General features: G+C 71.4%; 19 protein-coding genes. 6 read left to right on the top strand and 13 right to left on the bottom strand.

The genetic code is table 11. From position 1 onward, the window contains the following. Nucleotides 1-126: 126 nt before the first annotated feature. A complete protein-coding gene (locus tag ACFVT1_RS15120; protein WP_389795285.1) occupies nucleotides 127-282 on the bottom strand; it encodes a DUF6131 family protein in 156 nt (51 codons plus the stop codon). Nucleotides 283-590: 308 nt separating this feature from the next. After that, complete coding sequence (locus ACFVT1_RS15115) at nucleotides 591-1,232, bottom strand: ScbR family autoregulator-binding transcription factor (protein ID WP_389795284.1); 642 nt, start codon at nucleotides 1,230-1,232, stop codon at nucleotides 591-593. Nucleotides 1,233-1,801: 569 nt separating this feature from the next. Between ACFVT1_RS15115 and ACFVT1_RS15110 the strand changes: the two genes are divergently transcribed. Continuing rightward, nucleotides 1,802-2,485, top strand: a complete 684-nt coding sequence (locus ACFVT1_RS15110) for an HAD family hydrolase (RefSeq protein WP_389795282.1) — start codon at nucleotides 1,802-1,804, stop codon at nucleotides 2,483-2,485. Nucleotides 2,486-2,685: 200 nt separating this feature from the next. Here the strand turns inward: ACFVT1_RS15110 and ACFVT1_RS15105 are convergent, their stop codons facing one another. The 3 genes from ACFVT1_RS15105 to ACFVT1_RS15095 are packed head-to-tail and all read right to left on the bottom strand — an operon-like array spanning nucleotide 2,686 to nucleotide 5,215. Continuing rightward, nucleotides 2,686-3,441 carry a polysaccharide deacetylase family protein gene (locus tag ACFVT1_RS15105; protein WP_389795280.1) on the bottom strand — a complete coding sequence of 252 codons (756 nt, stop codon included), beginning with the start codon at nucleotides 3,439-3,441 and terminating at the stop codon, nucleotides 2,686-2,688. Then, nucleotides 3,438-4,391 (bottom strand): DMT family transporter, encoded by a 954-nt coding sequence (locus ACFVT1_RS15100; protein ID WP_389795278.1) that lies wholly within the window; start codon nucleotides 4,389-4,391, stop codon nucleotides 3,438-3,440. The genes ACFVT1_RS15105 and ACFVT1_RS15100 overlap by 4 nt, the downstream gene beginning before the upstream one ends. 8 nt (nucleotides 4,392-4,399) lie before the next feature. Beyond that, complete coding sequence (locus ACFVT1_RS15095; RefSeq protein WP_389795276.1) at nucleotides 4,400-5,215, bottom strand: SDR family NAD(P)-dependent oxidoreductase; 816 nt, start codon at nucleotides 5,213-5,215, stop codon at nucleotides 4,400-4,402. Between the two features lie 369 nt (nucleotides 5,216-5,584). On the opposite strand from ACFVT1_RS15095, the gene ACFVT1_RS15090 reads away from it, so the two are divergent. Then, nucleotides 5,585-6,679 (top strand): glycosyltransferase, encoded by a 1,095-nt coding sequence (locus ACFVT1_RS15090; protein WP_389795274.1) that lies wholly within the window; start codon nucleotides 5,585-5,587, stop codon nucleotides 6,677-6,679. A 568-nt stretch (nucleotides 6,680-7,247) separates the two neighbouring features. Next, complete coding sequence (locus tag ACFVT1_RS15085) at nucleotides 7,248-8,177, top strand: TIGR03619 family F420-dependent LLM class oxidoreductase (RefSeq protein ID WP_389795272.1); 930 nt, start codon at nucleotides 7,248-7,250, stop codon at nucleotides 8,175-8,177. 81 nt (nucleotides 8,178-8,258) lie between these two features. On the opposite strand, the gene ACFVT1_RS15080 is transcribed toward ACFVT1_RS15085, so the two are convergent. The 3 genes from ACFVT1_RS15080 to ACFVT1_RS15070 form a co-directional block, all read right to left on the bottom strand. After that, complete coding sequence (locus tag ACFVT1_RS15080) at nucleotides 8,259-8,750, bottom strand: hypothetical protein (RefSeq protein WP_389795270.1); 492 nt, start codon at nucleotides 8,748-8,750, stop codon at nucleotides 8,259-8,261. Between the two features lie 193 nt (nucleotides 8,751-8,943). Beyond that, nucleotides 8,944-9,099 carry a hypothetical protein gene (locus tag ACFVT1_RS15075; RefSeq protein ID WP_389795268.1) on the bottom strand — a complete coding sequence of 52 codons (156 nt, stop codon included), beginning with the start codon at nucleotides 9,097-9,099 and terminating at the stop codon, nucleotides 8,944-8,946. A gap of 135 nt (nucleotides 9,100-9,234) precedes the next feature. Further along, nucleotides 9,235-9,411, bottom strand: coding sequence for a CsbD family protein (locus tag ACFVT1_RS15070; RefSeq protein ID WP_389795266.1), 177 nt, complete (start codon nucleotides 9,409-9,411; stop codon nucleotides 9,235-9,237). A 250-nt stretch (nucleotides 9,412-9,661) separates the two neighbouring features. On the opposite strand from ACFVT1_RS15070, the gene ACFVT1_RS15065 reads away from it, so the two are divergent. Beyond that, nucleotides 9,662-11,233 (top strand): glutamate synthase subunit beta, encoded by a 1,572-nt coding sequence (locus tag ACFVT1_RS15065; RefSeq protein ID WP_389795264.1) that lies wholly within the window; start codon nucleotides 9,662-9,664, stop codon nucleotides 11,231-11,233. Nucleotides 11,234-11,251: 18 nt separating this feature from the next. On the opposite strand, the gene ACFVT1_RS15060 is transcribed toward ACFVT1_RS15065, so the two are convergent. The 3 genes from ACFVT1_RS15060 to ACFVT1_RS15050 all read right to left on the bottom strand — a co-directional run bounded on the left by ACFVT1_RS15060 (nucleotide 11,252) and on the right by ACFVT1_RS15050 (nucleotide 14,464). After that, entirely contained in the window at nucleotides 11,252-12,076 is an 825-nt protein-coding gene (locus tag ACFVT1_RS15060) for a hypothetical protein (protein WP_389795263.1), read from the bottom strand. Between the two features lie 43 nt (nucleotides 12,077-12,119). Continuing rightward, the gene (locus ACFVT1_RS15055) at nucleotides 12,120-12,803 is read right to left on the bottom strand and encodes a UbiX family flavin prenyltransferase (protein ID WP_389795261.1); all 684 of its coding nucleotides are present in this window, start codon (nucleotides 12,801-12,803) and stop codon (nucleotides 12,120-12,122) included. A gap of 260 nt (nucleotides 12,804-13,063) precedes the next feature. Continuing rightward, nucleotides 13,064-14,464, bottom strand: coding sequence for a UbiD family decarboxylase (locus tag ACFVT1_RS15050; RefSeq protein WP_389795259.1), 1,401 nt, complete (start codon nucleotides 14,462-14,464; stop codon nucleotides 13,064-13,066). 251 nt (nucleotides 14,465-14,715) lie between these two features. Here ACFVT1_RS15050 and ACFVT1_RS15045 point away from each other — a divergent pair, with 251 nt between their 5' ends. Further along, nucleotides 14,716-15,705 (top strand): Lrp/AsnC family transcriptional regulator, encoded by a 990-nt coding sequence (locus tag ACFVT1_RS15045; protein ID WP_389795257.1) that lies wholly within the window; start codon nucleotides 14,716-14,718, stop codon nucleotides 15,703-15,705. Nucleotides 15,706-15,863: 158 nt separating this feature from the next. Here the strand turns inward: ACFVT1_RS15045 and ACFVT1_RS15040 are convergent, their stop codons facing one another. After that, complete coding sequence (locus ACFVT1_RS15040; protein ID WP_389795255.1) at nucleotides 15,864-16,919, bottom strand: alpha/beta fold hydrolase; 1,056 nt, start codon at nucleotides 16,917-16,919, stop codon at nucleotides 15,864-15,866. A 132-nt stretch (nucleotides 16,920-17,051) separates the two neighbouring features. On the opposite strand from ACFVT1_RS15040, the gene ACFVT1_RS15035 reads away from it, so the two are divergent. After that, a complete protein-coding gene (locus ACFVT1_RS15035) occupies nucleotides 17,052-17,639 on the top strand; it encodes a TetR/AcrR family transcriptional regulator (RefSeq protein WP_389795253.1) in 588 nt (195 codons plus the stop codon). A gap of 63 nt (nucleotides 17,640-17,702) precedes the next feature. Here ACFVT1_RS15035 and ACFVT1_RS15030 read toward each other — a convergent pair whose 3' ends face one another. Then, entirely contained in the window at nucleotides 17,703-19,187 is a 1,485-nt protein-coding gene (locus tag ACFVT1_RS15030) for a PP2C family protein-serine/threonine phosphatase (RefSeq protein ID WP_389795251.1), read from the bottom strand. Between the last annotated feature and the right edge of the window lie 50 nt (nucleotides 19,188-19,237).

Genomic DNA, 19,237 nt, shown 5'->3' with positions numbered 1-19,237 from the left:
GAAGAATGGCGAGAGATGTTCCCGCGGTCCTCCGCGGTCACGCCACTGTTCCGCCACGTCCTGGGGAGTCCTCGGCGGACGACGCCGTGTCCTCCCGGGAGCGGACGAACGAGTGCCGCCGTCGCTCTACCAGTAGTGCTTTCGACCGGCGACCGCGTGCCCCAGCGCTCCGAGGACCCACAGGATCAGCCCCACCACGGCGAGGATGATCCCGATCGTCCAGAGGATCGAGATACCGGTCAGGAAACCGATGACAAGCAAGATGACTCCGAGAACGATCACGACGTGCTCCGATCTCGTATGTGTGCTCCCTCTTCACTGTGTGCTCCGTCGGCGACCGGGGCAACTGCCGACGAGATGAGCGTGCCACCGGCCGTGTCGGTGGAACGCCTGCGGTCCCGCACGGAGGACGGGGGAAGCAGGCGGATCGCGGTTGCCGGAAGCCGTACGCACCGCCTGCCGTCGGCGTACACGGGCCGCACGGCCCGATCAGCCGTCGTCCGCCCGGTGCCGGGAACGATGAACGGACACCGTGCCCGCGGACCGGACGGTTCGGGGGACCGGACGGTTCGCCGGTTCGGCCAGGAGGTTCATCCGGTGGACGTCGGCCGGCTGCGTGCTCGGGCCCGCGCCACCAGAGCGGCGGGTTCGGGACGTGCCTGCAACGCCTTCAGGATCAGCAGCCACCAGCGGTGCACACGGTCGCTGAGCTCCTCGTGCTCCGCCATCTCGTCCGTGAGGTTGTACAGCCCGAAGAACGCGCACACCAAGGTCGTGGCGGCGCCCGACGGTTCGACGTCTCCCGCCAGTTCGCCCTTGGCGCGGGCCTCGGCCAGAAGGCGCGTGACGGCGGCAGTCCAGGCGGCGAAGGGGGTGGGTATGTCGGCGTCGATGGTGCGGCGCTCGGCCCACAGACGCGCGCCGGCCCGGGTCATGACGTCGTCGCGCAGTGCCGTGGCGATGTCGAAGCTGAGGGCGACCAGCTTCTCCAGCGGTGGGATCCCGGGGGCGGCGTAACGGGCGGCCAGCAACGGCCAGGCGGCGAACTGTTCGCGCACGACGGCCAGTGCGAGCTTCTCCTTGCTGGAGTAGTGGAAGTAGACGGCTCCGCTGGTGCGTCCCGAAAGGTCGCTGATCTCATTGATGCTTGTCCGTGCGTACCCTTGTTCAACGAAAAGGCGTGCTGCTGCTTCCAGCAGAGACCTTCGGGTCGCACGTGCCCTTTCCTGCACGTATGTTCCACCTTCGTTCGACAGTGCCCTCGTTTTTTGTCCGGGAGAGTCGTGCGCCGGGCGCACTGGCGGGGCCACGAGCCGTTAATGCGCGGAGATTATTATTATTCTTCGGCTGGGCGCCGGTGCGGCCGATTGAGGAAATTCGCGCTGCATCTGGCGTTTTCGAACGCGGCCGTCGACCGCCGGTGCATGATGCGGTCCATCAAATCGCCGTGCTTTCAACGGAGTTGACGAGGTGATGGGGCCCCTTCGGCCCGCTCCGAACGCCGCGTGCGCCTCGCGAGTACTGCGTGACAGGCGCGCCGTCAAACACTCGAAATGGTGATTGCGCCCTTCTCTGTCACGAAATTAACGTAGTCACCACGATGTTTCTCGGGTCATCCGAAAAAGACCGGACGATGTCCGTCGCTGTAGACCCCGGGGGCGATCCAACCGCCTTCACGCGCGGTCGACGGGGTTCGTTCGACACCGCATCTTCTGTAGCCGAGTGAGCCCCTCCGCGGCCCTGCTTCTCATTGCGACCGCCGACGGCGCGGGGCGGCACGCTCTTCGAGAACGGCAGGGAAATGACACCTCATCGCATCTTCTCCTGGTCCCCGGCTGCCATCGTCTTCGACTGCGACGGAACCCTGATGGATACCGAGCGGCACTGGCAGGACGCGCGCAGCCGGGTCTTCAGAGAGTTCGGGCTGAAGCCGCGTGCCGGATTCGCCGAGCGGGCCAAGGGCGTCCACTACACCGAGTGCGGCAGCCTCATGGCCAGGGAGTCCGGAAAGCCGGACCTCGTCGACGACATGACGCAATCGCTCCTGAAGCACTTCACGGCACTCGTCGCCGAGGACCCGGTGACCATGCCGGGTGCGGCGGCACTGGTCCGGGTCACCGCCCGCCACCTCCCGCTCGCCGTCGCCAGCAACTGCCCGCTGGAGGTGGTCGAGTACAGCCTTGCGCGGGCCGGTCTGCTCGGCTACTTCGCCCATGTCGTCGTCGCGGGCAACGGGCTGTCGCCGAAACCCCGTCCGGACGTCTATGCCACCGCGGTCCGCCTGTGCGGTGTGCGGCCGGAGGACGCGTTGGCCGTGGAGGACTCGGTCACGGGCATCGAGTCGGCCCGGAGCGCGGGCATGCGCGTGCTCGGCGTGGGACCCCGGCCGGCCGGAACCGGGGCGGACCGGGCCGACCTGTGGGTTCGCACCCTGGCCGATCCGGAACTCCAGGCGTGGGCACAGGCCGGGGCAGAGGGGGACTGAATCCTGTCCGAGCGGATCGGCTGGACCGGGTCGCCGGGGACGCATGGCCGGAGTGCATGGAGTCACCTCCGTCGGTTCGGATGTGGCGCGGCTCGCCCGGCTGAGGACTCGGTGATCCCGGCCTCCGCCGGGAGCCCCTCGACAACCGGGCGGACGGGACAGTTCCGCGGACTCCACCACGGGAGTCGATCGCCCCCGTCTCAACTCCTTTGCCGGAGCGGTGCAAGGCCGTGGTCGGCGAGCGGGCCGACGGTCAGCCCGGCGGCCCGCAGGCCGTTGATCAGTTCCGGCAGCGTCGCGAGTACGGGCCGCCACCTGCACGATGCCGACAGGTCGGCATCGTGCAGGAGGACCGTGCCGCCACCGCCGAGCCCGCTGCGTACCGTCGCCAGCACCCCCTCGGCCGTCGACCCGTCGACCCACTCCCGGCCCCAGGCCGACCACAGGACCGGCCGCAGCCCGCAGGCCAGGGCGGCGGTCCACCGGCCGCCGGTCAGGATTCCGTACGGCGGCCGGTACCACAGCGGCCGGACGCCCGAGACGCCTCGTACCGCCTCGGCGGCGCGGGAGACCTCGCGCAGGTCCCGGCCGGGGACGGGAAGCCATGGGCGGCTGTGCGTCCACCCGTGAACGGCGAGTTCATGGCCGCGGCGGACGATGTCGCGGCCGAGTTCGGGGTGGCGCAGAAGACTCTCCCCGAGCACGAAGAACGTGGCGCGTGCGGACGACCGGTCCAGCGCGTGGAGGAAGAGCGGAGTGGAGCGGGGGTCCGGGCCGTCATCGAAGGTCAGGGCAACATGGCGGGAGTCCCCGAGGCCGGCCAGGGAGGGGAAACACGTCCGGCGCAGGCCCGGCAGCCATGTTCCGGCCGGGACGACGTGAGCGGCCAGCGCCAGCGCCGACACGGCCAGTGGCCCGCGGAGCGCGGCGGGGATCCTGCGGGGGCGGGGGTTCATCGGGCTTCCGTTCCTCCGTCGTCACCGGCCGTCGGCAGCCGGTCGGGCCGGCTGTCCCGCAGCGTCGTTCCGGTGGAATCCCAGTGACCCGCGACCGTAGGGGAGAGCGACAGGCCCACCGTTCCGGCAGCCACCAGACACGCAGCGGACAACGCCGGCAGCAGATGAACGCCCAGCGCGATCCGCTCGTCGAACAGCGCCTTCCCGAGCACCACGCTCACCAGCGCGTCCCCGAGCGTGAGCGCCGGCTGGGAAGCCGCCAGTGTCCCGGCGCGCAGAGTGCTCTGCAGCAGCAACAGGCTCAGCAGGCCGGCGCAGCACATCGCGTACACGTAGCCCGTGGTGAAGACCTCGGCCGCCCCTTCCGGGATCCGGCCGGTGATCTCCTTGACCAGAGCGGCCGTGCAGGCGAAGGAGAGGGCGGTGGCACACCCCAGCACCGCGGCGGCGGCACCGGCGAGCGTACGGGCCGTCAGGACCAGCAAGAGCACCACCGCGGCGGCGGAGAGTCCGGCCGGCAGCCACGTGCCGGCCTTCCCGGTCTCCTCCCCGGCCGCCGGGCCGGCGGCGGCCAGGAAGAGGGCCAGACCCGCGGCGAGCATCAGGAACGACAGCCAGGTCCCGCCGCCCGGACGGTGGCGGAAGACCACGGTGCCGAGCAGGAGCGTGAAGAGGAGTTCGCTCACCATCAGCGGCTGGACCACCGACAGGCTCCCGAACGCCAGCGCCCCCGCCTGGAGGGCGGCGGACAGCCCGAGCGCCGTCGCGCCGGCCAGCCAGAAGGGACGGCGTGCCAACCGCGCCAGACCGCGCGGCCCCTGCCACACCGCCGGCCTGCCGCCCGCGGTCTCGGACGCGGCCTGCTCCAGGGCGGCCCGCCGCTGCAGCACGGACGCCGTGCCATTGGCGAGAGCCGCCGACAGCGCCAGCATCACGGCGAGGACGTTCACGTCGCCGATCAGCCGAAGCGGGCGGCAAGCCGGTGGTAGAGCCCGGGGGCCACGGAGCGCACACAACCCGGCAGGCGGAGCCAGCCGGGGACGTACACCTCGTCACGGCCCGCCGTGAAGGCATCCCAGACCGCGTCGGCGAGCCGTTCCGGCGCCATCGGCCGGGGCCACGAACGGGCGTAGGGCATCCCTCGCCGTTCGAAGAACGGCGTGTCTACCACACCGGGGACCATATGGGTGATGTGCACTCCGGTTCCCTTCAATTCGTAGCGCAGGGCATCGGCGAAGGTGGCGAGTGCCGCCTTCGCCGCCGAGTAGACGGCCTCACTGCGGACACCGGTGGATCCCGCCACCGATCCGATCAGCATGATGTGCCCGCGCCCCGCCGCGAGCATGTGCGGCAGCAGCAGCCGCACCAGATGGACGACGGACACCAGATCCACGGTGAGGACCCGGTCGGCGGCGGACGCCGGCATGGTGGGGAAGGGGCCGGCCCAGCCGACCCCCGCCGCCGCGACGAGCAGGTCCACCCGGCCGGCGGTGTCGAGGGCCTCCCTGACCAGCTGCTCCGTACTGTCGAGCGACATCAGGTCCGCGTACAGCGCCGTCGAGGACGTTGTCGCCGCGACCCCGTCCAGCCGCTTCCGGTCCCGGCCGCTGACCAGGAGCCGCCAGTCCCCTTCGGCCGCGATCCGGCGTGACACCGCGGCCCCGATCCCCGAAGACGCCCCCGTCACCAGGGCCACCCCGGCCCGGACGCCCCGACCGTCCGGCGCGTCGCCCCCCGGCACGCTGCGGCGTGCGACGCGCGGAACACGTGACATGGCCTCTCCCTGTCTCAGTACGGTGCGGCACGGTGGCCCACCCCTCAGAGGTCGAAGACGCGGGGCCTCGGGGCGCCGGGTCGGGATAGGGGTAGCCCGGGGGTGCTCCCGTAAAACCGCCGAAGCCCATACCTCACTGCACCGAACGCACCGACAGGATGAAAGAACCGCGTTCCGCGCCCGTTCCGACGGATACTCCGAGAGCTGCCGACCCGGAGGTGATCACGTGCCCGCTGCTCGTCCGACTGGGCCACCGGACCCGTGCGGAGACCCCCGTCGCGCGGAGTTCCCCCGGTGCTGCGGGGACAGGCCCCCCGGAAGCGGCCCGGCTCCGGGCGGCGAACAGGGGCGCCCCGGAGCGTACGGCCGATGAACGCGGCGCCGGCACGCTTCCTGATCCTGAGCGCCGGTATGGGTTCCGGTCACCATGCGGTGGCCGCCGAACTGGCCCGCAGACTGGAGACCGGCGGCGGGCGGACGACGACGATGGACGTCCTCGACCTGCTGCCCCCGGGCGTCGGGGGCGGACTGTCCTCCTTCTACCGGACGGTCATCTGCCGCATGCCCGTCGCCTATTCCGCGCTGTACGCGGCCTTCTTCCGGACCGGAGGGGGCCCCCGGCCCGGCAGTTCCCCCTTGGCGGCCCTCGCGCGGCAACGGCTGCTCGACCTCGTCGCACAAGAGCGGCCGGACGTGATCGTCTCCGTCTTCCACCTCGCCGCCCAGCTCACCGGCAGACTCCGCGCACGCGGCGCGCTCCCGGTCCCGAGCGCTGTCGTCATCACCGATTTCGCCGTTCACCGCCAATGGCTGCACCCGGGCAACGACCTCCACCTGTGCCTCACGGCCGATCTCGCGCATCAGGTACGGCGGGCGGTCCGGCGTCCGGCGGTCGTGTCGGGCGCCATGGTGGCACCCCGGTTCCACGCCCCGGTGCCGACGGCAGCGGACTGGCGGCAACGCCTCGACTCGCCGGGCCGTCCGCCCGTGCTGATCTCGACGGGGGCCTGGGGGGCCGGATCCCACGTGGCCGGGACCGCGCGCCTGGTGGCCTCGGCGGGATACGGACCGGTCGTGCTCTGCGGGGCGAACACCCGCCTGCGGCGGGAGCTGTCGGGCATCGCGCACGTGCGCGCGACCGGCTGGGTCGACGACATGCCGGGCCTCATGGGCGCCTCCCGCGCTCTCATCGACAACGCGGCAGGTCAGACGGCGCTCGAAGCAATGGCCGTCGGAGTGCCCGTGGTCAGCTATCGGGCCATTCCGGGGCACGGCAAGGAGGGGGTTCGTCGGATGGCGGAGCACGGTCTCACCGACTGCGCAGCAGACCCCTGGGCACTGGTCCGGGCCCTGGACCGCCTCACCGCCCCGGGGTCCGCGCGCGAACGGCGTGTCGGCGCGGCCCGCGGGCTGTTCTCCGGAGCGGGGGTGCTGCCTCTTGAGGCCCTTGCGCGACCGACCTGAACCGATCGCACGACCTGCCAGCGGTCGCCCCGCATGCCCCCTCGGCGGCCCCGGCCCGCGAGGTGTCCACGTCATCGCGGCCCGCAGCCGGTCCACCTCGCGTTGCTCGGCGTCCAACTCGGGCAAGTGCCGACGAATCTGAGCTGGTGTCAGGCTCAATGGAACGAGCTCCCACGCCTCGTCCACCGCCACGACGACGAAATCCCGGTCCACGACCCCATCGGCGACCAACCGCTTCCGTGCCGCCTTGCAGGTCTTGGCAACCGTACGCAGGTAGCGCGCGTGGACCGCATCCCGGCGCCGTCCGCCGTCGGCCGTCGCCGCACCGTATACGCGCTCTTCGGGACGGTCCGCGCGAACCCGCTGGACGAAGCCGACGAACTGCTCCCGGACGGCCGCTTCGAGTCCGGTCCGGTCGAATCGCATCGGGGGACTTTGCCAAGGGGGACGGAGGCGATCGCGTCCCGTGCCGCTGCACCCACCCGCTCACGCCGTGATGGACGCCGGGTGGGCAACAGTGATGTGCCTTACGGTGGTTGCCACGCAGTCGTCGTGAAGGAGTGCATACATGCCGGTCTCCCTCGGTCTCGGTCTCCCGCAGATGAAGCAGTACGACATCGGCCGCGATGTGGCCTCCGTGGCACGTGCGGCGGAGGAGACCGGATACGCGAGCCTGTGGGTGTTCGAGCGCGTCCTGTTTCCTGAGCCCGCCACCCAGGGGCTGTACGACGTACCGGGGCTGCCGTGGCCCGACCAGTACCGCAGTGTCGCCGACCCGCTGGTCACGCTCGCGCTGGCCGCCGCGGCCACCGGCCGGGCGCGGCTCGGCACCAGCGTCCTGGTCGCGCCGTTGCACGTGCCGTTCCAGCTGGCCCGCTCGCTGGCCTCGCTGGACGTCGCGAGCGGTGGCCGGATGATCGCCGGTTTCGGTACGGGATGGTCGCTCGACGAGTACGCGGCCGCCTCCGTCGCGCCGTTCGAGAGGCGTGGCGCGGTCCTGGACGAGTTGCTGGACGTGTGCGCGGCCGTCTGGGGCCCGGATCCCGTCTCGTACGAGGGCGAGCTGACCACCATCGCCCCGTCCGTGGTCGGCCCCAAGCCGCTGCGCCCCATCCCGGTCCACCTGCCCGCGAGCGGAGCGCGCACCATCCGCCGTCTGGTGGACCGGGCGGACGGCTGGATTCCCGTCGCCGCGGGCGCCGCTCAGCTGGCCGAGCAGTGGCGGCGGGTCCAGGACGCGGCCGCCGAGCGCGGCCGGGAGCGTCCCATCGACGCCTGCGCCCGCGCCAACGCGCGGTACAGCGCCAAACCGTTCGAAGGCGCGGGCCGGCCGCCCTTCCACGGGAGCGTGGCGCAGATCGTCGAGGACCTGGTGGCACACGCCGAAACGGGCGTACCGGAGTTCATCGTGGACCTCCAGGGAACGATGCGCGACGCGGCGGAGCTGATCGACGTGGCGACCGAGGTGTACGAGGCGGCGCGAGCCGCGGGCGTCTGACGGTTGGGCGACGGCTTACCCGTCCGGTTCTGCGGCGCCGAGCGCGCGCCCGGCGTGCCCGGCGGTGCGGCGAGCGCGGGATCAGTGCCGGGCGCCGCCGTCCTTTCCCCGCCGGATCCAGTGGGCCCGGCGCTGGAAACGGGCGACCGGTGGGATGACGGGGGGACTGGGCGCCGGAGTGCCGGCGGGGGCCGCGGCCTCGGCGGCCGGGGCAGGGGTGCCGTCGGGTGCCGGAGCGTCGGCGGGCGGGGCGGGAGCGCCGCTGGATACCGGAGTGTCGGCGGGCGGGCGGAGGCCCTCCGCCGAGTACCGCGTCGTCGCGATGCTCGCCACGAGCTGCTCCTCCGTGAAGCCCTCCGAGCCGGGCACATGAGGGACGAAGCCGATGAGCACCCCGTCGCCGACGATCTCCGCGTCGAGCCCCGAGGCCCCGTCGATGTCCCACAGCGCCTCGACTCCCTCGTCGAGGACGACCCGGATTCCGAACTCGTAGACACCCGCCTCCACGAGATGGGCCATCACGCCACGGTCCCGAAGCGCTGCCACCAGCCGACGGGCGCGTTCCCCATCCATACCGCGTGGCCCTCCTTCGCGTACGAAGCGCGCGTACGAAGCGCCTACGGAACCCCAGCGGCGTATGCGCATGCCGTACCCGTGCATCCGACTCGGGCCGCCTTCACGCAGGCGCTGAACGCGGCGGCTGTACGTGGAGGCTCTCTTCGGAGTGAACCGGCAGGGAGCCGACACGGTACGGCCGCCGCCCCTGTCAGCTCTCGGTCTCCTCCGTCGCGCGCTCACCCTCGGCCTGGGACGGCTGGGTCCGCATCGTGGCGGGGTGCCGCTCCTCGGCCGGATTCATGTCCTCTTCCAGCCTCTCGCCCTCTGCTTGCGACGGCGTGGGGTATTCGTCGGTCTCGCTCATGGCCGCCTCCGTGGTCGGAACGCGTGCCTACAAGACGAGCGTATCGCGTGGTCCGGGCGGCGGCCCGGCTGCGGGCGTGGCCGAGCCCCCGCCGCTCGGACAGGGGCTCGGGGCTACGGTTGCTCGCCGCCGTTGCTAATCAGGGGGCTCTTGAGGCGCGGTCCGATCACGGGCTTCGCCCATCTGCTTCTTGACCTCACCCTTTGCCTGGTCGGCCTTTCCTTCGGCCTGCTTGCGGCGGTCGCCGGTCATTTTGCCCATGGCTTCCTTGGCCTTGCCCTTGATCTTGTCCTTGCCGCTTCCGTGTGCCATTACGACTCCCTGGGTGGACGAAACCTCTCTTCCCAAGCTAGGACACCTCGGGAGCCAGGACACCTCGGGCCGGGCCGCCTCGCGTGAGAAGCGGCGAGAGGAAATCAGGGGTCGCTCGCGGCGGTGGCGACCGGTCCTGCGCGGCGTTCGCTCCGTGGCCGAGCGGCCCCGGAGCGGGTGGTCGCAATTGACTGCGGGCGTAGTCTGGCCGTAACGCCTGTGCACCGCGAGTGAGCGACGGAGGCGGCGTATGACCGACCCCTACGGCTTCCTCAGAACCCCCCGCCGGCCCGTCCCGGCGCGCCCGGTACAGGAACGGCTGAGCGACTGGAACGAGGTCTACGCCGGGCAGGCCCGGCTTCCGCTCGTGTCCGAGCAGGCGGGGCGTTGCATGGACTGCGGCCTCCCGTTCTGCCACAGCGGCTGCCCGCTGGGAAACCTCATCCCCGAGTGGAACGCGTACGCGAGGAAGGGCGACTGGAGGGCGGCGGCCGAGCGACTGCACGCGACGAACAACTTTCCGGAGTTCACCGGGCGGCTGTGCCCGGCGCCGTGCGAGGACGCCTGTGTGCTGACCATCAATGCCGATCCGGTGACGATCAAGAATGTCGAGCAGGTGATCGCCGACCAGAGCTGGGCGCGCGGGTACGCCCCGCCGCAGCCGCCCGAGCGGCTCAGCGGGAAGACCGTCGCCGTCGTCGGTTCCGGCCCCGCCGGACTGGCGGCGGCGCAACAGCTCACCCGCGCCGGGCACACCGTCGCCGTCTTCGAGCGCGCCGACCGCATCGGCGGCCTGCTGCGCTACGGCATCCCCGCGTTCAAGATGGAGAAGTGCCACCTCGACCGACGCATCGACCAGATGCGGGCGGAGGGCACCAAGTTCCGTACGGGGGTGGACGTCGGCGGCGACCTCGACGCCGCCGAGCTCGCGGAACGATACGACGCGATCGTCATCGCCGTCGGAGCCACAGGACGCCGGGAACTGCCCGTCCCGGGGCGGGAGCTGTACGGCATCCACCAGGCCATGGACTACCTGACCCTGGCGAACCGGGTCGCGGAGGGCGACCGCGACGTGCCGATCGTCAGCGCCGAGGGCAGACACGTGGTGATCATCGGCGGCGGGGACACCGGTTCGGACTGTCTGGGCACCGTCCTGCGCCAGGGAGCCGCCTCCGTCGTGCAGGTCGACATCAATCCGGAACCCGGCGCCGCCCGGCGGGAGGCCGAGCCCTGGCCCGTGTACCCGAAGGTCTATCGCGTGTCCCACGCCCATGAGGAGGCCCGGGGGCGGGACGGCGCGGACCCGAGACTGTTCTCCTCCACCACCCTCAGCTTCGAAGGCGACCGGACGGGCCATGTGCGCGCGCTGCGCCTGGCGGAAGCGGAGACCGGGAGCAGAAGTCCGCGGCTGGATACGGAGCACGTGATCCCGGCAGATCTGGTCCTGATAGCCCTCGGCTTCTTCGGCCCCGAACGGGACACCGGCCTCATGCGCCAGCTCGGGCTCACGCTGGACGACCGGGGGAACTTCGCCCGCGATGCCGGCTTCGCCGCTGAAACGACCGAAACGACCGACACGACTGGAACGGTCGAAGGGGCCGAGGGAGCGGGGCCGGAGGAGTCGGAGGCGTGGGCGAAGCGGGTGGCCCGCGCCAGGACGGGCAGGGTGTTCATCGCCGGTGACGCGGGGCGCGGCCAGTCCCTCGTGGTGTGGGCCATCGCGGAGGGACGGTCCGCCGCGGCCGCGGCGGACCGCTGTCTGACCGGTTCCACTGTGCTCCCGGCCCCTGTCGGCCCCCATGACAGGCCCCTGGTCGCCTGAGCTCCTCCCGCGCACATCTCAGCGGTCGTCGTCGCCCCGTGGGAGGCGTGACGGAGGGACCCGGCCGCGGGATTCCCGCTCGATCACGCTCCGGCAGTGTGCGCGCAGCCGTCGGGGCCACCGGTCCTGCCACCCCTGCCAGACGAAGACGTGCGAAGACATCAGGACGATCACGGAGAGGGCGGCGGTGGCCAGGGTTGCCGCGATCACGCCGACGACACGCTCCGGGTCCCATCCGGTCCCGGTGCCGTCCTCGCCGAAAACGCTCCGCACCAGCACCAGGAAGGTATTGAGCGTGACCCATCCCGCCGCGATCAGTCCCGCGGCCGGCGGTGCGCGCCGGGCACGGTCGTCACGGCTCGTGCGGTGCGGCGGCAGGTAGCCGGACAGCCGTTCCGCATGGGCCACGCAGGCCGCTTGGAACGCGGGATGGGTGGCCAGCGCCCGTACCGTCACAGCGTGTCCGGTGGACCACGAACCGAAGGTGAACTGCCAGGCCTCCAGGGTCAGCGGATGCTCCGGAGGCGGGGCGCCCTTCTCGTCCGCCTCGGCGACCGGTACGAACCGTGAGTCACCCTCGTCGAGCCGTACGAGCCCCGCCCCGGCCAGCGACCGCAGGGACGTCTCGGCCGCCTCACGCTCTCTGCCCCAGGGCGCCGACCGCTCGTATCCGGGCCCGGCCAGCCACGCCGCGTGATACACGTCCAGCTCGCCCGACGCGATCAGCCGCTCCGTCGCCCGCAGGGACTCGCGGTGACTCCACAGAGCGAGGACGCCGATGCCCAGGTTCAGAAGCACCAGGAGTCCGCCCGTGCTCAGGACGAGCCACACCACACCATCCATGGGGAAAGGAATAGACCACGCGTGCACAGTTGACCAGAGCGCCTCAGCAACTTCCGTGCACTCCTGAGCGGTTCCGCACCTCGCCCGCTTCACCCGCTTCGTCCGCTTCCCCCCGATGGCCCCTTCGGCCTCGGGCATCGGCCAGGCCGGGCCACCTCTCGGCGATGTCCGCGGCGGCGACCGGGAGAGGGAACTGGTCGAGGATCCGCATCACGATGTGGTTCACGAGGTCGTCGATGCAGGCCGGGGCGTCGTAGAAGGACGGCATCGGCGGGACGATGCGGGCCCCCATGCGGGAGAGGGCGAGCATGTTCTCCAGATGGATCTCGCTGAGCGGCGTTTCCCGGGGTACGAGGACCAGGGGGCGCCGCTCCTTGAGGGTGACGTCCGCCGCGCGGGAGATGAGGTTGTCGGCGATGCCGTGCCGTACCGCCGCGAGCGTCTTCATGCTGCACGGGACGACGACCATGCCGGCGGCCGGATACGAGCCCGACGAGATCGTGGCGCCCAGCTCACCGAACTTGTGGTTCACATCGGCGAGTTCGGCGAACTGCCTGCCGGTGTAGGGGGTCTCCACCTCGATGGTCGAGCGGGCCCAGGTGCTCAGCACGAGGTGGGTCTCCACCCCCGGCACCTCCCGCAGGACTTCCAGCAGGCGGACGGCGATCGGTGCCCCTGTCGCGCCGGTTACTCCGACGACGAGGCGAGTGGGAGGTGTGGTGGTCACTGCGGACTCCTGTTGCGGCGGGACTGGGACGGACCACCCGGGAGGGGACGCGGCCCCGCCTCCACGCGCGGAGGCGGGGGAGACGGAGGGGCCGGCGGTGCGTCCGCCCCCGGGGACGGGGGAGAGGGGGGAAGAGGGGATCAGGGCCGGCTTCTCTCCCGGTGGCGAGGGGGAGAAGGGATCAGGCCCGGCTTCCCTTCCGGTGGCGAGGGGGGAGAGGGGATCGGCGCTGCCTCCCCTCTCCTCCCCGCGGTGTCGGGTCAGAGCGACAGGACGTCCTCCCAACGCTTGCGCAGCTCGTCGCGAGTCGTCTCGTCGACGCGGTTGGCTGCCGGGTACTGGTCCTTCCATGCGAACGGCTTGGTTGCGTCGATCAGCACGATGCCCATCGACAGGTCGCCGGCGGCGCGCCGTTCGGGCGAGAGCCGCGGGTCGATGGCGGTGGTGGGCGTGCGCAGTACCTGGAGGGACTCGGACGGGTCGACGCGGGTGAACACTGCCCACAGGACGTGGTTGATGTCGGTGATGTCGATGTCCTCGTCGACCACGACGAAGTACCGCTCCATGCCGCCGGTGCGCTTGCGCCCTGCCGCCGCCAGGAGCGCGTGCATGGCGTCGCCCGCGCCGGTCTGTTCGATGGAGACGACCATCAGGAGCTGGCGGGCATAGGCCCACACTCCCTTGATGTTCTGGACGCCGGAGGCCTCCAGGTGGTCCCAGGTCACTGATGCCGAGTACAGGGGTACGGCCTGGTCGCCGGCCGGGACGGTCGGGAGCATCGGCGGGGCGCCCAGGATGATCGGGGCGTTCCGGTGCAGGATCCGGGTCACCCGGACCACCGTCTCCTGGCCCGAGTGCGTGTAGTAGCCGGTCCACTCCCCGAAGGGCCCCTCCAGTACGGACTCCTCCTCGACCGGCGGCAGTTCGCCTTCGATCACGATCTCCGCGTGCGCCGGGACCGGAAGGTCGCTGCCCTGGGGGTACAGCACCTCGACCGGCTCTCCGCGGAGTCCGCCGGCGAGGTCGTACTCCGACATCCCGGACGGTGCGGCGATCGCCGCGGCGGTCGACAGGATCGGGTCCTGGCCCACCACCACCGCGATCGGGCAGTTCCGGCCGCGCTCCCAGTACTTCTCGGCGATGGCCCTGGCGTGCCGGTTGCCGAGCATCCACAGCGAGAGCCGGTCCGGGCCCTGGACGCAGGCCCGGTAGGTGCCGACGTTGACCCAGCCGCTGTCGGGATCCCGGGCGATGACCATGCAGGCGGTGCCGATGTAGCGGCCGCCGTCCCCGTCGTGCCACCGGGGCGCCGGGAAGACACCGAGGTCCACGTCGTCGCCGGTCAGGACGTTCTCCAGGACCGGTCCGGTGGAGATCTCGACCGGCGGGATCGGTTCGATCCGCTTGCTCAGGTCCTTCCAGGCCCGCACGATGTCCAGCTTCGCGGTGCCGGGCGGCAGCCCGAGCGCCACCGCGGTCCGGGCCGCCGTCCCCATGAAGTTGGTGAACACCCGGTATCCCGCGGGGAAGCCGGGAATGTTGTCGAACATCAGGGCGGGACCTTCCTTCTCCGCCATCAGTTCGGTGATACCGCCGATGTCCAGATCCCGGTCCGCGCCGTCGATCCGGAGAACCTCGTCCTTCCCGAGCGTCTCGGTCATGTTTTCGATGTAGTGCCGAAGGTCACGGAATGTGCTCATGTGCCGTCGGGGGCGCGGGCGTTGCGCCGACGCCTCCCGTCCTCCTCTTCGTCGACAGCGGCAGCTGCGCCTGGAGCAGCGCCACAGGGATGCGGCTCCGCGCCCTCGGTGGGCGCGCGGGCCTGTGACACCGAGGATCCGGATCGGCCCCGACCGGGCGCAACGAGTCCGTTGCCGCATGCCGGTTTTCCCGCCGAATAGACTCCGGATGTGTGGAATCCATCGATCTGCAGCTCATTCACGCACTGAAGATTGACGGCCGTGCGCCGCTGCGCCGGATTGCCTCGGTACTGGGCGTCTCGGACCAGATGGTCGCCCGCCGCTACGCCGGACTGCGCGAAACGGCCGGTCTACGCGTCGTCGGCCGGCTCAACCCCAGACCCGTCGGGGAGTCCGTGTGGGCGCTGCGGCTCCAGTGCGTGCCCAGCGCCGCCCTCGGTCTCGCTCGGGCGCTGGCCCGGCGGGAGGACACCCGCTGGGTCAAGCTCGCCTCCGGCGGAACGGAGGTCATCTGCCATCTCGCGGTACGCAGCGACCACGACCGCGACACGCTCCTGATGAACCGGATCCCCGCGAGCCGCGGGGTCACCTCGGTGGCCGCCCACCGGCTGCTGAGGCTCTTCAAGGGCGGACCGACCACCTGGGACGGCCCCGCGTCCGTGCTGAGCCAGGAGCAGAAGGACGCGCTCGCCCCCTCGTACCCGGCGCCCGACGCCCAGGCGCCGCCGGTGGACCTCACCGACCTCGACCGCGTCCTGCTCGCCGTGCTGGCCCGTGACGGCCGCACCTCGCACGCCGCGCTCGCTGTCGAGGCCCGCTGCCACGAGTCGACGGTGCGCCGCCGCATCGCACACCTGCGGACGGCCGGAGCGCTCTTCTTCGTCCTGGACGTCGACGAGCGCACACTCGGCAACCCGGCCGGCACCGCCCTGTGGATGTCGGTGCGGCCCGCGCGGCTCGCCGCCGCCGGCGCCGCGTTGGCCCAGCACCCCGAGGTGGCGTACGCCGCTGCCACCACGGGACGGACCAACCTTCTCGCCACCGTCCTGTGCCGGGACGACGAGCACCTCTACGACTACCTCGCCGACCGCATCGGCGCGCTCCCGGGCATCGACACGGTCGAGACGGCCCCGATCATCCGCACCCTCAAACGCACCGGAGCCATCGTCTCCGGCCGAGTCCGGCCGGACGGCGAACCGTAGGAACAACGCCGGACGGTGAACCGTAGGAACACCGCCGGACGGCGAACCGTAGGGACGACGGGGAATCGCGGAAACGGCGGGAATCGCGGGAACAACAGCGAGACGCGGGAACGAGCGCCCCGGCACACCGCCCGCCGGGGCGCTCGCTGCTCACGGGTTCAGGCCCTCAGGCTCTGCCCGAGCCAGTCGACGACGACGGGCAGGACCTCGGGCAGCTTGGAGATGGCGCAGTGCCCCGTGCCGGGAATGAGCTCGACACGGGTGTCTCGACGGTGCCGGAAGACGAGGGTGTCGTGCTCGGGGACATGGACGTCGTCGGTGCCGTTGATGACGAGCATCGGGGCGTGGACGTCCTGGTCGAGGAGCGGGCGCAGATTGAAACGGGCGAACGCGTCGGACTGCTCCTGCGGGTTCGGGGGCCGGTCGAAGCCGAGGGCGTTGCCCACGATCCCCTCCATGCCGAACGCGAAGCCGCGGCCGGGCGCGAACGAGGCTTCCACGGGGCCGCCGAGCACCACCGCGGCGTCCACCGCGCCGGAGAGTCCGGTGCGAGCGGCGTAGTAGCCGCCCATCGAGACGCCGAAGTGCGCCACCTTGCCGTTGCCGAGCCTGCGGGCTTCGGCGATCAGGCCCTCGATGATCTCGGTGCCGCCGTCGTGAGTCATCGGGACGTGGCTGGTCTCACCCGTGCCCGCGATGTCGAAGGCGACGATCCGGGTACGGGACCGGAGCGCGAGATCCACCCACAGCGGGTGGAGATCCATCTTCCAGGAGTCCACTCCTCCGCTCGCGAGTGTGACGGGCGCGTCGGCGGGCAGGCCGGGCGCGGCCAGGATGTGGATCGCGACCCGGGCCGTGCCGCCCCGGTGGGGGACCGTGAGGATCCGGCGCTCGAAGTCCACCGGGAAGCCCGGGGAGGCGAGCTCGTAGTGCTCGGCCTGCCGGGCCAGCGCGCTCCGCTTGGGCTCGTCGGCCAGCGTGGGGAACTTTGCCCAGCCGTAGGCGAGCGCCGCCAGGTCGTGCCGGCCCGCGTCGGCGTAGCGGGCCGCGAGCCGCGACCACTCGTGGACCCAGCCGGCCGGTGCGTCCGGCCACATGTCACTGATCGCGGCACGGGTCGCGTCGACGTCCTCGGCAGGCAGCCCGAAGCCGAGCATCTGCGGATACCGCTCGGCGAACAGGTCACGCGGGTCCAGCGGCCATACGTACGACATATCGAACTCCTAACGCGGCAGCGTCACCGCGAGCGACGCTAAAAGCATGAATCCTTGCGTTAGGAACCATGGACCATTTTGGCGATAAAAGCAAGAATCTTGGCGTTAGTATGGGTGCGAGGAGTGATGCACATGACCGAGGACGAGATCCGGCGCCGCCCCGGAGGCCGGGGCGCGCGGGTTCGCCGAGCGGTACTCGACGCCGCCGTGGACGCGCTGGTCGAGAACGGCGTGACCAGGTTCAGCTTTGCCGACGTCGCCGCACGTGCCGAGGTGAACGAGACCTCCGTGTACCGGCGTTGGCGTACGCGGGAGAATCTGATCACCGACGCGCTGCTCGCCGTCAGTGACCGGCAGGTACCGATCCCCGACACCGGCTCGGTGCGTGAGGACCTGTGCCTCTTCGCCGCGTCGGTGGTGGAGTACCTCAACAGCCCCCTCGGCCGGGCCCTCGCCCGCGCGGCGGTGATCACGGTGGAGGACACCGAACTGGCCGCGGCCCGGGAGGCGTTCTGGCAGTCGAGGATCCAGCTGGCGGCCACGATGGTCGAACGCGGCATCGACCGGGGCGAACTCCGGCCCGGGGTGAATCCGCGTGTGGCCCTCGAAGCCCTGATCGCCCCCCTTCACAGCAGGGTGCTGCTGACCCGGGAGCCCCTCGGCGAAGACCTGCCGCGGATCCTGGCCGACCTGGTCATGGACGGTCTCGGGGCCCCGTGACGACCGACGGGAAGGGCGGAGGGGGGTGCCGTCCCGGCTCGCCGCGCCGAGCGAGGAAGGGGGTCAGGGCGACCGTCGATGCGTGGAATGCGCGCACTTCCCCGCCGCACGCATCGGATCCGCCTCCCGCGGCCGACCGCCGTACCCCGTCGCCGGATCCGGCTCCCGGCTCCGTGCCCGACCGTCGGAGGGGGATTCGGCCGCGGTCGTGGGGATGCGGAGGATGAGGACGGCCATGTCGTCGCGGCCGTCGCCGGGATGCTGCTCGGCCAAGGTGCTGCACAGCTGATCGAGCGAGGCCCCGGCGTGCCGGCGGACGGTCGTGGCGAGCGAGTCCAGACCCCGGTCCAGCGGCTCGTCGTGGTGCTCGACAAGTCCGTCCGTGTAGAGGATGACGGTGCTGCCCGCCGGCAGGGCGAAGGAGTGGCCGGGCCGGGGCGGTTCGGTGTCCACCCCGAGCGGCAGTCCGGGCTCCTCGTCCAGGTAGCGGACCGTGCCGTCGGGGAGCAGCACCAGGGGCGGCGGGTGGCCGGCGCTGCTCCAGCGCAATGTCCAGCCGGGGCCGGCGGGCTCGACGCGGGCCACGCACGCCGTGGTGACGAGGTAGCCACCCGTCATGTGCATGATGCGATCGAGCTGGGCCAATGAGGAACTGGGCGGGGTGCTCTCGTCGAACGACAGCGCCCGCAGCATGCCTCGGGTCTGGGACATGGCGGCTGCCGCTTTCGTGTCGTGGCCGACGACATCGCCGATGACCGCGACGCAGGAGCCGTCCGGCAGTCTCACCGCGTCGTACCAGTCGCCGCCCAGCTGCCCGGGCGCGCTGGCGGGCCGGTAGATCGTGCGTGCCTCGAACGGGTGCAGGTCCAGCAACTGGGGCAGCAGCAGTCGCTGGAACTGCTCGGCGTTGTTGCGGACCTGGCTGTACAGGCGCGCGTTCTGGATCGCGACACCGGCGATACCGGCGAGCGCGAGGATCACTCCCTCGTCGTGCCGGTCGAACGGCTTCCCGTCGTGGCGGTCGGACAGATACAGGTTGCCGTAGACGCGACCGCGAACGGAGACGGCGACCCCGAGCAGTGAACGCATCGGCGGATGCCCGAGCGGGAACCCGGACGACTCCGCATGGCCGGCGATGTCCTCCACTCGCAAGGGCTCCGGGTGGCGGATCAGGTGCCCCAGCAGGCCGCGGCCACGAGGCGGCTCCACCCCGGACACGGCGGCCAGCTCCTCGGCGCTGAGCCCGAGCGGGAGGAATTCGGCGAGGAGTTCGCCCTTGTCGTCCAGCACACCCAGGGCCCCGTAGCGGGCGCCGACCAGGTCCATGGCGGTGCGCACGATCCGGCGCAGCACTGTCGGCAGCTCCAGTTCACTGCTGATGCCGAGGACGGCCTCCAGCAGTCCCTGCAGACTGCGCTGGGTGCGTGCCAGGGTGTGCATCTGCTCGCCGATACGGTCCAGATCGGAACCGAGCGTCAGGTTGAGCAGCGACATGTAGGGAACGCTCCCCGGTTCATCGGCGGACGCGTCCTGCGGATCCTGCGCCATCGGCCTCCCCTCCCGCTCGCCCCGGGCGCCCGGGGCGAGCGCCTGTCGTC

The organism is Streptomyces sp. NPDC057963, assembly GCF_042887155.1.
Classification (GTDB): Bacteria; Actinomycetota; Actinomycetes; order Streptomycetales; family Streptomycetaceae; genus Streptomyces.
Note: the sequence above shows the minus strand (reverse complement) of the source record. Positions and strands in the feature narration are given on the sequence as shown.

Coding starts and splice junctions, on each gene's coding strand:
- ACFVT1_RS15095 (WP_389795276.1), bottom strand. CDS start 5,215: ATGTCACGTGTTCCGCGCGTCGCACGCCGCAGCGTGCCGGGGGGCGAC.
- ACFVT1_RS15080 (WP_389795270.1), bottom strand. CDS start 8,750: ATGGATGGGGAACGCGCCCGTCGGCTGGTGGCAGCGCTTCGGGACCGT.
- ACFVT1_RS15090 (WP_389795274.1), top strand. CDS start 5,585: ATGAACGCGGCGCCGGCACGCTTCCTGATCCTGAGCGCCGGTATGGGT.
- ACFVT1_RS15060 (WP_389795263.1), bottom strand. CDS start 12,076: ATGGATGGTGTGGTGTGGCTCGTCCTGAGCACGGGCGGACTCCTGGTG.
- ACFVT1_RS15065 (WP_389795264.1), top strand. CDS start 9,662: ATGACCGACCCCTACGGCTTCCTCAGAACCCCCCGCCGGCCCGTCCCG.
- ACFVT1_RS15035 (WP_389795253.1), top strand. CDS start 17,052: ATGACCGAGGACGAGATCCGGCGCCGCCCCGGAGGCCGGGGCGCGCGG.
- ACFVT1_RS15040 (WP_389795255.1), bottom strand. CDS start 16,919: ATGTCGTACGTATGGCCGCTGGACCCGCGTGACCTGTTCGCCGAGCGG.
- ACFVT1_RS15075 (WP_389795268.1), bottom strand. CDS start 9,099: ATGAGCGAGACCGACGAATACCCCACGCCGTCGCAAGCAGAGGGCGAG.
- ACFVT1_RS15110 (WP_389795282.1), top strand. CDS start 1,802: ATGACACCTCATCGCATCTTCTCCTGGTCCCCGGCTGCCATCGTCTTC.
- ACFVT1_RS15085 (WP_389795272.1), top strand. CDS start 7,248: ATGCCGGTCTCCCTCGGTCTCGGTCTCCCGCAGATGAAGCAGTACGAC.
- ACFVT1_RS15030 (WP_389795251.1), bottom strand. CDS start 19,187: ATGGCGCAGGATCCGCAGGACGCGTCCGCCGATGAACCGGGGAGCGTT.
- ACFVT1_RS15050 (WP_389795259.1), bottom strand. CDS start 14,464: ATGACCGAGACGCTCGGGAAGGACGAGGTTCTCCGGATCGACGGCGCG.
- ACFVT1_RS15105 (WP_389795280.1), bottom strand. CDS start 3,441: ATGAACCCCCGCCCCCGCAGGATCCCCGCCGCGCTCCGCGGGCCACTG.
- ACFVT1_RS15070 (WP_389795266.1), bottom strand. CDS start 9,411: ATGGCACACGGAAGCGGCAAGGACAAGATCAAGGGCAAGGCCAAGGAA.